Origin of the sequence: Vibrio sp. qd031 (assembly GCF_002100145.1) — a bacterium.
Lineage (GTDB): Bacteria > Pseudomonadota > Gammaproteobacteria > Enterobacterales > Vibrionaceae > Vibrio.
The window spans coordinates 13,657-28,894 of the sequence record NZ_JXQD01000004.1 but is presented as its reverse complement, the minus strand read 5'-3'; the positions used below and the strand labels follow the sequence as shown (position 1 = coordinate 28,894).

Here is a 15,238-nt window from a genome sequence, read left to right as displayed (position 1 = left end):
TCTAATCTTGAAGTGTGACAGTCACGCTGCCTTTAGTTACATCATACTCAAAGAAATGACCAGTGCCATTGCTGCCTTCCAATTGTGTGTATTTACACGTTGTATCATTGGTGGTTTCAGCTAAGTATTTGTAAGTTGTGTCATTAGTGACTTGAGACGCTATGCCAACCTTAGGTGGATTCTGAAGCATAGTGTCCATAAGGTCACGACAACGAGTTGGCGTTACTAGTTTAGGTGCTGTCCCCGTCGTTGGCTCATCACTACCAATGAACGACGTCGGGTAACCATCGCGATAGTCAGTATCGGCTGCGCTAGTTAGCCAAAAATAATCACCATCATAATTCACATAGTTAGTATTAGTCGCACCCAAATTAGGACGCACCTCGGCCTCCCACTGTGCTCGAGCAGAAAGTACTGCAGTTGCATAACCACCCGCAACACCTTCAATACTGGCTTGCTTAGCTTGATCAGTAACATCCAAAAATCGTGGTAATGCAGCAACAGCCAAAAGACCTAAAACTACAATTACAATCACGAGCTCAACTAATGAGAAACCACTTTGTTTTTTCATAAACACTTCACTCTTAAGTTAACGTTATTTGTACCAATCATGGACAAACTTTATACTAAGCTTGTTTGGGCACGCAATAATACACACTTGGTAACACTTAATCTGGCGAAACTCTGACTCTGACAGAAAATTGACTGTTGTCGATAATTAAATTCAACTGCTGCCCTGTTTTGTATTGATATTGGCACTCTATTTTACCCATATCATGCAGCTGCGTTATCGACGGTGAGTCATTGCCAAACACAGCAATCGTCGGATGCAATATTGATAGCCAATGCAAACAGTTAACATCATTGTCCAATGTTGGCAGCACCCAGCCCTTGTCGTTAAAGGCTATGCGCTTACCTTCGACGACAATGTCGTTTGGCTGACCATTGACAATCCAGTACTGCTTATACTTATTGGCCACATCTAAAATTCGCGAACCCGTCACCATTAAAGCCGTGTGCTCCGCCTCTTTTTCGACGCTCAATAAATTGTAAAGCAATGTTGCTGCCAAAGCTAATATTACAATTAACCAAACACTTAACCGACTAGTCCGTACTGTTCTGTGCGGGTCTGCCATTGCAAAATACCTACCTATTTACCTTGAATGGCATCCAACATTCCCCACATAGGTAAGAAGATACCCAGCGCCAAAATAAGCACCATTGCGGCGACAATTACCAGTAATATTGGCTCTATTCGAGCAGTCAATGTTTTTAGGTCGTAATCCACTTCTCGATCATAAAAGTCGGCCACTTCTAATAGTAATTCGTCAATACGCCCTGTTTCTTCACCAACGGTGATCATCTGAACTACCAGCGGTGTAAACACGCCACTGTTTACCGCGGTCGCAGAAATCGCGCCCCCAGCCTCAATAGACGCTTTCATTTCTAGTAAGCGAGCCTCTAAGTATTTGTTGCCCAATGACTCCGCACTTAACGCAATGGACTGATTTAACGGAACTCCCGACTGAAGCATCAACGAAAATGTACGCGAAAACCGAGACATCTGTGCTCGATTGACGATATTGCCAACAATAGGGAACCGTAGCCGTAATTTATCCCAGGTTTCTCGGCCGTCGGCAGTGTTAAGCCAGGTCCGAAACGCAAAGGCTAATGCCACAGAGACACCAATGATAAAGTGCCAGTAATTCACAAAGAAATTCGACGTAGCTATCAATATTCGCGTTGGCAGCGGCAGCTCTACACTAAATCGCGAAAACATCGATGCAAACTGTGGAATGACCCAAATGTTAAGCACAAACATCGCAACAACGATAAAACCAATGACGAGAGCCGGATAACGCATCGCTGTTTTAATGCGTTTACGTGTTTCTACCTCCTGTTCAAAGTGATTACTGAGTTGCAGTAATACTTGATCCAAACGACCGGTATTCTCACCCACAGCGATCATAGACACAAATAACGGGCTAAATGCCGCTGGATGTTTTTGCATTGACGTAGATAAGTTTCGACCATTGGTTAAGTCGGCACTGACCTCTGTGAGCGCTTGTTTTAGTTGTTTGTTGGTCGTGTTGGCGGTTAGTCCACGAATTGCTCGCAGCAATGGCACGCCCGCTTTGGTCAAACTGTACATTTGACGACAAAAGATCACTAAGACTTCTAACGGTATGGCGGGGGTGAATAATTCGGATAAATCTATACTCGCCCCCCCTTTTGACTTACCGACCGCCAATGACGTAGGAGTCACGCCTTTATTCATTAAAGACTCTATAGCCAAGTCTTCGGTCGCGGCATCGACTAGCCCACTGACCTTTTTACCGTCTAATCCTCGTCCTTGGTATCGATAAGTCGCCATAGTGCCCCGCTACAAGTAAACTGGCTCTGCGGAGCCACCGGTATCACCTTCACCAAGCGCCATGACTTCCTCTAAACTCACTACGCCTCGCACAGCCAACTCCATAGCAGAAGTAAGCAACGGTTTGTAATGTGACGTCGCTCGCGCTGTTCGAGCAAACCCAACCGCGTCGTTGGCTCTTAAGGCATCCATAAGAGCGTTATCTAACTCAAGTAACTCAAACACACCAATTCGGCCGCGATAACCTGTTAGGTTACAGTTTTGGCACCCCTTTCCTCGACAGAATCGATGAGAAACCTGATTCGGGAATCGTGATTCTAACCAAATACGTTTGGCTTCATCCGCTTCTTCTTCATGTGAGCAATCGGTACACACTCGTCGAACGAGTCGCTGCGCCAATACAGCTCGAACGGAACTGGCAACCAAATACCCTGGAGCCCCCATGTCCATCATACGAAGTGCACTGTCAACGGCATCGTTAGTATGCAAGGTGCTAAGCACAAGGTGGCCCGTTAACGCGGCGCGCAAACCTATCTCAACCGTTTCTTGATCACGCATCTCACCAACCAAAATAATGTCGGGATCCTGACGTAGAAAAGTTCTTAATACTGTCGAAAAGTCTAAGTTAATTTTGGGGTTAATTTGCACTTGGTTTACTCGGGGCAAACGATACTCGACCGGATCTTCTGCAGTGATGATTTTTTTGCCCGGCGAGTTAAGCTCAGACAGCGCTCCATATAAGGTTGTTGTTTTACCTGAGCCTGTCGGCCCAGTGACCAGGATCATGCCGTGTGGACGCTGCAATTGCTTGCGGATCCTAACCAATATGTCTGCTGGTAACCCTGAGTCTTCTAGTTTAAGAATACCTGCGGTTTGATTGAGTAAACGCATGACCACCGATTCGCCATATTGCACAGGCATGGTCGACATACGAATATCGACCGATTGACCTTTACTGCGAATATTAAAACGTCCATCTTGTGGCAGGCGTTTCTCTGAAATATCGAGGTTCGCCATCAATTTTAAGCGTAATACCAGCGCCGAAGCTATATTGACTTCGTTAAGCAGCGTTTCGTGCAATACGCCATCGATGCGTTGGCGCAGTCGCAGCACATTGGCGTCGGGTTCAATATGAATATCGGACGCACCAACCTGAATAGCATCTTCAAATAGAGAGTTTATAAGCTTAACAACCGTGACTTCTTCACTGTCAGCGTCATCCTGTATTTGAAAACTAAACTCATTGGTGTCTTGATGCTCGGCGTCGAGCTGCTCTGCGAACGAGGCGATTTCTTTGGTGCGCCGATAGTAGCGATCAAAACCGTCGACTAACTGATGCTCGGCAGCAATAACAAACTGTAAGTTATACGCAGAAAGTTGGGTCGCTATAGACTCTTGAGCAAACAAGTCTGCAGGATCACTCATGGCCACATTTAACGTGTCACCAGACTGACCTATAACCAACGCTCGCAGTCGGCGAGCATGGACTTCAGGCAACAGTTGTACGGCTTCGACATCCACCTGAAACCGGCTCAAATCTATTAACGGCAAATCAAGCTGTTGAGACAGAAACTCAAGCATCTGGTGCTCAGATAGAAACCCTAGCTGGATCAGTGTGTCGCCAAGCTTACGACCGGTTTGCTGTTGCGCCGAGAGTGCTTGAGTGACTTGTTCTTCGGTGATGATTCCTTCTTCGACTAAGAGGTCGCCAAGGCGTTTTCGAAGCTTAATTGCCATCGCTACTCTCCTGCATCGAAGTGAGCAACGCAATGCGTTGTCGAATGAAGTCTTGAGAGCTGTTTGACACGCCAACTTTCCCCAATGCGCTTTGGTAGGATGCCATCGCTAACTCAAACTCTAGTGAGCGCTCTTGTTGAATGGCAAGTCCTAACCACCAACGACCATTTTGTGGCTCTCGTTCTGCCAGCATCGAATAACTTTGCTTCGCAATATCGACGCTCTTAATCTGTTGTGCCACCCCCGCACGCAGTGCTAGGTAGTCATTGCTTGCGTTATCGGGCAAGTAAGCCAAGGGGGATAGTGCCGCCTCTGTTTGCTTCTCTTTAATGAGCAACTTAGCCAGCGCTATTCGAAGAGGCTCGCCATCTTGATTAATTTGAATGCCTTGTTGCAACAAATCCATCGCTTTACGTGTTTGACGTTTCCCATAATAGAGTGCAGCAAGGCGCTGCCTTGTAGCCTCATCGGTTGGCACAAAGCGAAGGGCTTTGGTGTATTCACTAATGGCTGTGTCCGCATCATTGGATTCAACGGCTTTTCGCGCACGAGAAATAGCTTGCTTGGCTAAATCTTGAGGCGTCAAATCAACCTGCTCAATAGTCATACTCTCGGTTTGCACAACCTGGGTTGTTTTCGCAATCAATATAGGTTTTTCGATCGGTTTGGCCGCAGGTGGTGGGGCCTTTGCAATCGTTTGAGGTGCTACAACTTTAGCGCTTTTTTCGGCGCTACTCGTCTTGGGGGGGGACTGTATTTTTTGGTGCCACTACTGCCGTATTAACAACCGCTGCTTTTGTCGTGTTTGGTTGAGGAGATTCTGTTGAGGCGCTTTTTTTCTCAACCGTTGACGTAACAGGAGCAGTTAGTGTCGCGTCATTTTCTGAGGACACTGCTGTTGTTGCTAACGAATAAACAGTGACAACGTCAGTATCCAAAGCCGTTTTCTGCGTTGGCGCTGTCGTTACTTCAACAATTGGATCGCTGTGTACTACAAGTGGCTCGACTTCAACAATAACCTTTTGCGTTTCATTTGGTTGTGAAGCGACGAGTACCTCATTTGCAGGGCTTGATTGATTTGCTGTCATCGCCCAGCTTCCAATCGCTAAGCTGACACATACGCCAATGCCAACCCAGATGAAAGGGGATACACCGTGCTTTACCGCAGGGATCTCGGCTTTCTCAATCGAATGCGGAGTTGCACCGTTTTGTTCTGATATTTTTGATAGTGCGTTATTCACTACACTCATGCTTCACTCCAGCCCCATAAAAATGGGGTTTTGTACTTTGGTTTTTGCACGACATAAGTGTCTTTCATCGCATCGTACAAATTTTCATTTTGAACACTCTGTTTATTCGCACTAAATGCCAATAGCAGTGATTTATGGCACAACTGATTTATGATCCTAGGAATGCCACCCGCTGCCTTCCAAATTGCTTTCTTTTGAGATAGAGAAAAAAGATCCGGACTCCCACCACATTGCGTGATCCTATGATCTATATAGGCGATACTTTCTTCGACACTTAACGGCCGAAGCTCGGCACTAAAAGTAATGCGCTGCCTAAACTGTCTTAGATGATGCAGATCTAGTCGCTCATCAAGCTCAGGTTGTCCCAATAGAATTATTTGTAACAGCTTTTTGTCGGTGGTTTCTAAGTTGCCAAATAGGCGTAAGGTTTCAAGCGCTTCATCACTTAAAGCCTGTGCTTCATCAATCAACGCTACCACTTGTTTACCTTGTTGACTCAGCGCCAATAAACGAGACTGAATTTTATCCACCAACAAACGAGAGTCGGGCTCGTCTATTCCCAGCTCTCTTGCAATCGCAACGCGTAGTTCTAAACCGTCCAAAACAGGATTAGGAAGGTAGATAAGAGCGCACTTATCTTGCAACTGCTCTATCAGCATCCGGCAAAGCATGGTTTTGCCAGTCCCAACCTCACCCACTAACTTTATAACACCCTCGCCCATCTCAACCGCTGACAGCACGGTATGAATCGCTTCATAGTGCGGTGGGAGTGCATGAAACAGCGCTGTATTAGGCGTTAGCCCAAAAGGTTGCTGATTGAAGCCATAACGGGTGTAGTACATTATTCGCCTTCAGGGAACCATTCATTAAGTAAGCTGCGCGAGCGTTCAAGCTCCTGCTGCCAAGTGTTTACGCCTACAACGGTTGGTTTTAGTAAGATAACCAGTTCCGTTTTTTCTGTTTGCTGAACGGTATTTCTAAACAGATGCCCTAGACCGGGAATATCACCAAAAAACGGAACTTTAGAAACAGCTTCTTTGTTTGAAGACTTCATCAAGCCGCCAATAACAACTACATCTCCATCGGCGGCTCTGATCACTGAGTCAGATTCTCTTATCGAACTTTTAGCAAGTGGCAGTTCAAGCACGCCCAGTGCATCGCCTAGATCAATCTGTTTGTTTTCGGTTTCAACTTCAATTACGGCTGGGTGCACGTGCAGTAGCACGTGCCCGCTATCATCAATTTGTGGCGTTACGTCTAAAGAAATACCAGAGAAAAATGGCGTCAGTTCTACTTCTGGTGAGACATTGGCATTGTCGCCAGATCCTACTACGCTGGAGACATCGGTGACAAAGTACTCATCGGTACCCACTTTAATGACCGCTTTTTGGTTGTTTGCCGCGGTCACTCGTGGGCTTGATAGAACATTAAGATCGCCCTGAGTTCCCATAAAGCTCAGCACCGCTTCAAAGTTACCATCACTCACGGTGATGTTGGTTTGTCCACCGAGTGCGGCTGCTGCGCCATCCAATCCTAGTATTGATGCGGCTGCATCAACACCTCGATTAATAACTATGTCTGTTCCGCCCAACGAAGCTGTCATATTGGACCAATTGATCCCTTGCTGATACCCATCACTCAACGTTACTTCCAAAATTTTGGCTTCCAAGATCACCTGACGTTGTAAACGCTTGTGTGAAATACCTAAGAAGGTTCTGATTTCTCGGATTTCATCGGGATAGGCTCGGACAGTAACTACACTCGATTGAGGTGACACAACGACACTACGACCGTCGGCCGTTCCGACCATTGTTGAGATTGCTTGTTGTAGTTGAAGCCAAAAGTCACTTTCACTGGTGGTTTCAATTTCTACGCCGCCCGTTGGTACTGAGCTTGAAGACGAGCTCGATGAGCTTGAAGAGTTACTGGTCGAGTTACTTGAGCTGTTGTCATCCTTAGTGCTCACTGAGCCATTAGTAATCGACGTGAGTGAACGACCAACACGTTTAAACTGCAAATAGTCAACGGGGATAGTTTCGGTGCGCAGGCCCGCAGGATAAACTTGAATCACTTTGCCCGAGCGAACTATCTCGTACCCATACATATCACGGACAACATTCAATACTTCGTCCATTGTGACGTCGCTAAGGTTAACTGTAATTTCACCAGAGACATTAGGGTGAATGGCTGCACTGTACTCTGTACCTTTGACGATACTGGCAAAAAAGGCTTTAGCCGCAACACCATTTGCTTGTACGCGAAATCGTCGTAGCGTATTTTGATTGCTCACAACAACGCCATCAATATCAGGCATTAAATCTGCTTGTACAGAGTTAGGTAAGTTATCGAGATCACGACTGTTGTTCTCATTGATCGCTTCGTTCAGCGCGGCTTTCTGCTCTACGGGATCACTATGCCCCATCGAGCACCCTGCTATCGTCATTGCGACCATAATTATTAGTATATTGCGCATATTCCCACTGTACCTTATTGCTTAATGGTTGAGTCGAAGAGCTCGAGTACCCAACGCTTTCCTTGTCTCACCAAAACCACGTATTCATTATCTATTTTTTGTACTTGGTAACCTGACACCCAGTCCCCCTGCTCAACCAATCTATCGTTTAAAATCACTGAGCATTCAACGCCCCCTAAACACACAATGCTTTTCAACTTAGGGACGGGGTAATAGGTTTTCTTCTTTTCTGTCTTAACTTGTTTAGGTGCTGTCCACGATAACGGTGCTGTCGGATCACTCGCACTGCTGTCGTCTTCTGTGTTTGCGCTAACCATGACACTAGTGCAGCTCATAAACAGTACAAAAATTGCTAATTGATAGAATAACTTAACCACCGATAAACTCCTGTCTAGAGCTCAATGTATACACTTCCATGACTAATCGTGCTTCAGGATACTCTTCAACGGTATACTGATAACTGCGCCAAAAATACTGCATAGGCATAGACTCGAGCAGTTGCAGATACTCCAAAATATCGAAGTATTTTCCGGTTAACTCAATGCGCACTGGATGCAAATAAAAACCATCGCTATCTTCACCGTTCACGTTACTCTTAGCCACCAATGTTTCTGGCGTTTGTGAATTGAGAGACACGAGCGTCAACTTAGTACTGTTTTGCAAAACATCTTCAAGTAAGTGGGCCATTTGACTGGGTGCAATTAAGCTATTCACCATAGTGGATAGCTCTTCACTTAGCGCCAAACTCTCGTCCATCAATTGCTCGAGTTTTCGGTCAATTTCCCTATCAGGGTCGCGTTTTAGTTGAGCTTCCAAAGCGATGTTTTCATTTTCTAATCGACTGACTGACCTTACATCTGCGTCAAAGCGAGATTTACTGGCGTCGTGCTGTTTCATTGCTGGTTCAACAAAAAGTGTTAATCCCAACAGAAAAATGCCTACCGCACTGCAAATCACAATCAGCCATTTTTCTCGCTCGGAAAGTTGAGTAAACTTTTCACTCCATTGCTGCCAACGTTCTGCCATTTATTTACTTCCTGCTTTTGAGTCGACTTTAAACGTAACAACGCCTTCTTCATTGCGTCCAATATTTAGCGACTCGAAACTACGCCCCACTAAATTGACTTCTTGTTTAAATTCTTTGAGCCAGCTTGGGACGCTGGTTGGATCTTTAGCCAAACCTTCAAAGCTAAGCCTATCTGCGCTGATATAAATAGATCCAAGCGCTATATCATCGCGATCAATATTGGCCAAGGCTGACATAACACCCGAAAAGCCGGCGCGTTGAGTTTCGTCGAATCGACCTACCGCGCTCAGTGAGGCTCGTTTGGCTTCGATGTCTTTTGCTATGCGTTCAGCCGCATCAAGCTTGCTTTTTGTCACAACGTGCTGCGACAACTTTTGCTGCAACTTCGCCTGCTCTGATGTTAACTCAGTGACTTGTTTTTTAACCGAAACCCACTGTTTTTGGATTTGCGTATTTTGATAACTATAGTAAGCCGTTGTCGCTGCAATTGCCGCAGCCAATACCCCTAAACAGATAAGTGTTGTCGCTAGAGTAAACAGCTCTTTTTGAGGGTGTAAATGTTGTGGGTATAAGTTAACGTCAAACTGATTTAGCAGCGCGGTCTTTGTTAACAATGCTCCTACGCTTTCCCAGCCTTCCGGTAGAGCTGCGACATTGACACTTAATCTAGAGCTCAGTTGATCCAACAACTGGGGGGTATCTTCTTCATCACAGACAACAAACAGGTGATTGAAGTGGACCTGCTTAAAGCTTGCCGACAGATAATCAACCGAGCGCTGAACCTCAAGCGCAAGACTATCAAATTGAAGTCCACCTGCAGGTGATGACGTCAAAGGAGCAACAACGCCTCGGATCCCTCGTTGAAACACAGTATGGCTATTATTGATTGCAGCAACTGAGAAGTTTTCTTTCTGCGCACGATGCAGCAATAAAAAATTATCCTGTTGAGTCGCGACTTTTGCCCACACTTCGTTTTCAGGGATGACCTGCGCAAGATCGAGCCCTTGACTCTCACAGGCAGATTTTAATAGCTCTAACTGTGTTTTCTTGTACACATAAGCTTGGCTTTTGCCTTTAGTTGGTAACTCAACGGCATCAACGACAACGTCTGAAATTCGCTCGGCAATAACATCTTTTAACAAAAAAGGCAGCGCGACTGGCCACTCTTCTTTGGGTATTTTTGGGGTGTCAATTTGATAAGCTTGGTAAAACTCAGAGCCTAATACAACAGTGCAGGAGAGACCTTTAACCTCGATACTTTCCAAGACGCTCTGTAACGCTTGCCCCCAATCACCCCCGACAACAGGAACCTGATTATGGCTAAATTGCGGGTCCTGTCGCTGGGTAAAATAGAGAACATGTTTACTGACAAAAAACGTCACGCCACCTTGAGTAGCGCTCGACTGACTCAATCGTTTAAACAGCTTCAGTTGGCTAAATGTCTTGGACATAAGGTTTAATACAATTCCCTTTCTATTAAGTGTTTAATAATACTACACTTTGAACTGGTTGAGCTATTTATTACGCCAGCGATTTCTTCGACCGACTTGCACCTTTGTGTTGTGTACAATCTTTTCTGCCTGGCTACCTTTAAGATGCTCTTGGTCGTACAAGCGTCCTTGAACGCCTTTAACACCTAGCTGTCTTAAAAAGTCCAACTCTCTTTCTTTCTCAACGCCTACCGCGATGATCTCGGTGTTACTGTCACTGCAAGCCCCTAACAAACTGCGAACAATGAGTTGATTTTCAGGGCGACGATCGATCTCTCGAACAATACCTCGATGCAACTTTAAAAACGTAATATCAAACTCTTTTAAGTAATAAGTGCTTACAATTGTTCTGCCAACTTGTTGCACAATTACAGTGGAGCCTACGGCTGAAATCAACTTCAATACGGGGCGCATAAAGTCTAAATGCGTCACCAACTCACTTTCTACAAATTCAAAGCTCAAGCGCTGGCGCTGACTGGGCGGCATTGTGAGTAAGTAGTCTCTAAATCGATGTTGATGACTGCGTTGTCTAAATGGCAACGTGGATAAATTTACCGAATATCGCCCTGAATCACTATTTACTAATTTCTTAACTTTCTGTAGGACTTCACTGTCAAACTGAGCTTCATACCCGACCTGAGTCAATGCATTATAAAATTGCGATGCTTTTAACAGTTGATTGTTTTCATCAAAGATCCTTGCAAACAGTTCCTGGTGGATCTCTTCACGTAAATTTCCATCTTCCACAAAGCAGCGTTGAGCGTAAAACTGAATGGACTCTTTTCGAGCTTGCTTATCAAACAATTGACGCCAACGAACACTGCCCCTAAGAGCCTGCTCTTCGTGTTGCTTGTCAAAACGGCTCCAATTATTCGATGATTGCAATTGAGCACTTTTTAGGGCCGTCGTTACCTCTTCCAGTAATCGACCGCGGCTTTCACCATGACGGTACATGGTTAACCCAAAGTGCACCCAGTTTTCTTGATTGACGATGGGAGATAACGATAACTTCTCTAAAGTATTAAGCAATTGATTTAACAGTTGCGTGCACTCTTTTGCCCCTACACGTGGTAATAACAATGCAAAGCTATTATCGAAGTATCGAGCGATGAGAAGTTCATCGTATCGTGAAAACACGCTTTTAATCGATTCGTCGAGTTGAAGTAACAGACGTTCTTGCTCGTCACTTGATAGGTTATCCTTAAGCCCTTCCCACTCATAGATCTCTATTAACGCTATCGCACCACTGGATCCACTTTCCATAAGACTAGACTGCAGTTTACTGTCAAACATCACCCGATTCGCAGAACCCGTTAGCTTATCTAAGAATGTGTTTTCACGTAGGAAAGTATCAAATCGACTGCGCTCGCGCCGAGCGTCATTCAGCTCTTGAATACACCGATCCAGTGCCTCACTAGCCGTATAAGGCCATTCTCTAGCATCTCCTTTTGCGTACTCCTCTACGCGCCCAGCCAACAACATCTTGCCGCGCTCTTCTAAGAGCTCTGTGCCCAGCAATTGCTGTTGCAGCCATTTCACGCCTTGATACAAGCAAAAAATGATCAAAATAATCGCAAAGGTAAACGAAGACAAAGCCCCAATAGAGTAGCTGTACCCTACATAGGGAGGAACCATTTTTATCTCGAGAACATAGTCTGGATGACTCGTTAAGGCGAACTCATCGCCATATAACATCGTTGTATCCCATTTTTGGGATGTGTCTCGATAGTCAAAAATTGTGCCTGTGCCGCTTGAGCGAATCTCTAGCTCAATGACACTGCTGGCTTTCAGCAATTTTGGGATCCAGCGACGAAGTTCTTCCGGGTCATGTTCCTCGGAGAGCTCTTCATCCACGACTTGTACAATGCTTCTCAACGTTTGATGCATATACTCATCGCCGAGTTTTTTGATCGAAAAGCTACCGCCAACAAACAGCAGAAATATGGTGGTCACAACAATCATGGTCACAACCGTAACCATTCTGGTGCTTAGTTTTAATGTGGACGTGTATCTCATCTAGAAATCGATCCTTGATTTCGGTAAGTGTCTATTTTAGAGCGCCATGTTAACCACCAAGATAGCGTGATATTGAGTGAATCGCACGAGCATTTTGTTTCGCAACGTCATAACTGTGGTAAAGGTTAAACATCCAATAGCCGCATTGGGCATAATGGCTAAACTGACGTTTTTTATTGAGCGATATGTTGGAAGACCCCATTCAGCGTTTAACCTATTCTGATAGCATAAAAAAACCCAGCATTTCTGCTGGGTTAACTGGTATTTACCTAATTAAAAGTGTTTATTCTTACACTTTTAATTTATACGGGAGCTAGAACGGAATATCGTCGTCGAAGTCCATTGGCGGCTCATTGTACTGAGGCTTTGGCTGCTGCTGTTGTGGTGCAGGTTTAGCTTGCTGAGGAACCGCATTACCAGGATGGCTCATTTGTGGCTGTTGAGGTTCGCCCCAACCACCTTGTTGTTGCTGTTGCTGCTGTTGTCCACCACCTTGCTGGCGAGAGCCAAGTAGTTGCATTTGACCCGTTGGCCACTGAACAGCGACTTCTGTAGTATAACGGTCTTGACCGTTTTGGTCTTGCCACTTACGAGTCTGCAATTGACCTTCGACATAAACTTGAGAGCCTTTGCGCAAGTACTCACCGGCAATTTCCGCGGTTTTACCAAACAACACAACACGGTGCCACTCAGTTTTTTCACGTTGTTCACCAGAGGCTTTATCACGCCACGTCTCTGAAGTTGCGATTGTAATGTTTGCGATCGCGTTGCCATTTGCCGCAAAACGCACTTCTGGGTCGCCACCAAGATTGCCCATCAGGATGACTTTATTTACACCACGGCTTGCCATGTACTGCTCCGTAATTCGTCTGTTTTTCAAAAAGGGGACAAGCATAACACTATCTCTGCTCGTCTCAAGGTTTGATTCTTTAAAGTCTAGCTTACACCGCGTCTTTTAAAAGATTAATCCTCGTTAATGTGTGCAGTTCAAAGACCTCGCGCGACTTCAAAACTCTCTATCTTTTGCTTCATGATTTGCATTTTTATTTGTGAATCAGGCAGTAAAGGTATTCCATCTCACATTCATATACATTGAGCTTCTACTAGGTTCAATTCATTGCCGCGCGATCGATAGAATATGACACTAGGAGGAAGTATGGACAGTCAAGATCGACACACAGTTTTCTTTTATCATCCGTCCGTCAGCCAGCAGCTTGTTAATTGGATTGACGACTTAGATGCAAAAAGTTTGCCGTTACACAATGCCTTTTCTTCTTCGCTACCACAGACACCAATCATTGTTGTGGCTTTTGCAGCGAGGCACTCTTTACAGCAAAGTTTGTCTCTATATCAGTGGGCAAACGCCCCGAGAATTGTATTGGTTGATGCGCCTGATAGCATTTCAATACGTGAGGTCATCCACTTTGGTCGAGTACAAGGTGTTTTCTACAAAGGGGTCACGTTGTTAGAACTAACTCGCGGGTTGGCACAAATCATCCAAGGTGAAGTTTGGTTCAACCGAGAGCTGAGTAATCAGCTGCTGCGATATTTTCATTCGATCATTGTTCGTTATATTCCTCCCCATAAAGTTCAACTGACTCATCGAGAAATACAAGTTTTGAACCTTCTTAAAACCGGGTCCAGTAATTCAATACTGGCCGATACACTGTGTATCAGTGAGCACACGATTAAGTCCCACTTGTACAGAATTTTTAAGAAGTTAGATGTCGATAACCGACATCAAGCTGCAGCTTGGGCACACCATTATTTGGAAGATCGTATGTAGCTGATCTCAATTGTGAACAATTATTCTGTAAAAGAATCCACTAAGGTTTTTATTTAAGCAGTGCCAATGATACATTTGCACGCGAATTCCCCAAGAATTGACTAAGACACAGGACACAATAATGATTAAAAAGTGCTTATTCCCTGCCGCTGGCTACGGCACGCGCTTTCTTCCGGCCACAAAGTCTATGCCGAAAGAAATGATGCCCGTTGTTAACAAACCACTCATTGAGTATGGCGTCGATGAAGCCATACAAGCGGGTATGACCGGTATGTGTATTGTTACTGGCCGTGGTAAACACTCCATCATGGATCACTTTGACAAGAACTACGAACTTGAGCACCAAATCAACGGTACCAACAAGGAAGAGTTACTGGTCGATATTCGAGAAATCATTGATTCTGCAAACTTCACTTATATTCGTCAACGTGAAATGAAAGGACTTGGGCACGCTATTTTAACCGGTAAAGACCTGATTGGTGACGAACCCTTTGCCGTCGTATTGGCCGATGACCTGTGTGTCAACGAAGAACAAGGCGTATTGGCGCAAATGGCTGCGCTATATCGTCAGTTCCGTTGCTCTATTGTTGCGGTACAAGAAGTCCCTGAAAACGAAACACACAAATATGGTGTGATCTCAGGCGAGATGATCAAAGACGATCTTTACCGTGTCGACGATATGGTAGAAAAGCCTGAAGCAGGTACTGCGCCTAGTAACCTTGCCATCATTGGTCGCTACATCCTGACACCCGATATTTTTGATCTAATCGAGCAAACTGAGCCTGGCAAAGGTGGCGAAATTCAAATTACCGATGCATTGCTTAAACAAGCAAAAGCGGGATGTGTTTTAGCCTACAAATTTAAAGGCACACGTTTTGACTGCGGTAGTGTTGAAGGTTATATCGAAGCCACCAACTTCTGCTTTGAAAATATGTACCTAAAAGATAAGAAGAAAACCGAGCTAGACAAGCATTCAACTAAGAAAAACTCATAGTTAAATGTACGACTGAGTAAAGGCCCCAACAGGGGCCTTTACTGTTTTTTTATCCAGTTAAATCTTTGCACCTTTCATACTCTATGTAATA

The 15,238-nt window shown here is 45.0% G+C and carries 16 protein-coding genes; 2 read left to right on the top strand and 14 right to left on the bottom strand.

Going from position 1 to position 15,238, the window contains the following annotated elements; genetic code table 11:
• Position 1: 1 nt before the first annotated feature.
• From ST37_RS03115 to ST37_RS03055, 14 genes are all read right to left on the bottom strand, one after another.
• Positions 2-571 (bottom strand): prepilin-type N-terminal cleavage/methylation domain-containing protein, encoded by a 570-nt coding sequence (locus ST37_RS03115; RefSeq protein WP_084883738.1) that lies wholly within the window; start codon positions 569-571, stop codon positions 2-4.
• A 97-nt stretch (positions 572-668) separates the two neighbouring features.
• Complete coding sequence (locus ST37_RS03110) at positions 669-1,136, bottom strand: hypothetical protein (protein WP_084883736.1); 468 nt, start codon at positions 1,134-1,136, stop codon at positions 669-671.
• A 14-nt stretch (positions 1,137-1,150) separates the two neighbouring features.
• Complete coding sequence (locus ST37_RS03105; protein WP_084883735.1) at positions 1,151-2,374, bottom strand: type II secretion system F family protein; 1,224 nt, start codon at positions 2,372-2,374, stop codon at positions 1,151-1,153.
• A gap of 9 nt (positions 2,375-2,383) precedes the next feature.
• A complete protein-coding gene (locus tag ST37_RS03100) occupies positions 2,384-4,111 on the bottom strand; it encodes a GspE/PulE family protein (protein ID WP_084883733.1) in 1,728 nt (575 codons plus the stop codon).
• Positions 4,101-4,718: a tetratricopeptide repeat protein gene (locus ST37_RS03095; RefSeq protein ID WP_143698113.1), complete on the bottom strand. Its 618-nt coding sequence runs from the start codon at positions 4,716-4,718 to the stop codon at positions 4,101-4,103. Before ST37_RS03095 ends, ST37_RS03100 begins: the two co-directional genes overlap by 11 nt.
• Before the next feature lie 124 nt (positions 4,719-4,842).
• On the bottom strand, positions 4,843-5,361 hold the full coding sequence (locus ST37_RS03090; protein ID WP_084883730.1) for a hypothetical protein: 519 nt from the start codon (positions 5,359-5,361) through the stop codon (positions 4,843-4,845).
• The gene (locus tag ST37_RS03085) at positions 5,358-6,203 is read right to left on the bottom strand and encodes an AAA family ATPase (RefSeq protein ID WP_084883728.1); all 846 of its coding nucleotides are present in this window, start codon (positions 6,201-6,203) and stop codon (positions 5,358-5,360) included. The genes ST37_RS03090 and ST37_RS03085 overlap by 4 nt, the downstream gene beginning before the upstream one ends.
• Complete coding sequence (gene mshL / locus ST37_RS03080; protein WP_172400923.1) at positions 6,203-7,834, bottom strand: pilus (MSHA type) biogenesis protein MshL; 1,632 nt, start codon at positions 7,832-7,834, stop codon at positions 6,203-6,205. The genes ST37_RS03085 and mshL overlap by 1 nt, the downstream gene beginning before the upstream one ends.
• Positions 7,835-7,848: 14 nt before the next feature.
• Complete coding sequence (locus tag ST37_RS03075; RefSeq protein ID WP_242426204.1) at positions 7,849-8,211, bottom strand: MSHA biogenesis protein MshK; 363 nt, start codon at positions 8,209-8,211, stop codon at positions 7,849-7,851.
• Positions 8,204-8,860, bottom strand: a complete 657-nt coding sequence (gene pilO, locus ST37_RS03070) for a type 4a pilus biogenesis protein PilO (protein ID WP_084883725.1) — start codon at positions 8,858-8,860, stop codon at positions 8,204-8,206. The genes ST37_RS03075 and pilO overlap by 8 nt, the downstream gene beginning before the upstream one ends.
• On the bottom strand, positions 8,861-10,312 hold the full coding sequence (locus ST37_RS03065) for a hypothetical protein (RefSeq protein WP_084883723.1): 1,452 nt from the start codon (positions 10,310-10,312) through the stop codon (positions 8,861-8,863).
• Between the two features lie 63 nt (positions 10,313-10,375).
• Positions 10,376-12,367 (bottom strand): RNase E specificity factor CsrD, encoded by a 1,992-nt coding sequence (gene csrD, locus ST37_RS03060; RefSeq protein WP_084883722.1) that lies wholly within the window; start codon positions 12,365-12,367, stop codon positions 10,376-10,378.
• A 49-nt stretch (positions 12,368-12,416) separates the two neighbouring features.
• Positions 12,417-12,569, bottom strand: a complete 153-nt coding sequence (locus ST37_RS19930) for a hypothetical protein (RefSeq protein ID WP_172400922.1) — start codon at positions 12,567-12,569, stop codon at positions 12,417-12,419.
• 111 nt (positions 12,570-12,680) lie between these two features.
• Positions 12,681-13,217, bottom strand: coding sequence for a single-stranded DNA-binding protein (locus ST37_RS03055; protein WP_084883720.1), 537 nt, complete (start codon positions 13,215-13,217; stop codon positions 12,681-12,683).
• 306 nt (positions 13,218-13,523) lie between these two features.
• Between ST37_RS03055 and ST37_RS03050 the strand changes: the two genes are divergently transcribed.
• Entirely contained in the window at positions 13,524-14,153 is a 630-nt protein-coding gene (locus ST37_RS03050) for a LuxR C-terminal-related transcriptional regulator (RefSeq protein ID WP_172400921.1), read from the top strand.
• Between the two features lie 121 nt (positions 14,154-14,274).
• Positions 14,275-15,147 carry a UTP--glucose-1-phosphate uridylyltransferase GalU gene (gene galU, locus ST37_RS03045; protein ID WP_084883716.1) on the top strand — a complete coding sequence of 291 codons (873 nt, stop codon included), beginning with the start codon at positions 14,275-14,277 and terminating at the stop codon, positions 15,145-15,147.
• The last annotated feature ends 91 nt before the right edge of the window (positions 15,148-15,238 follow it).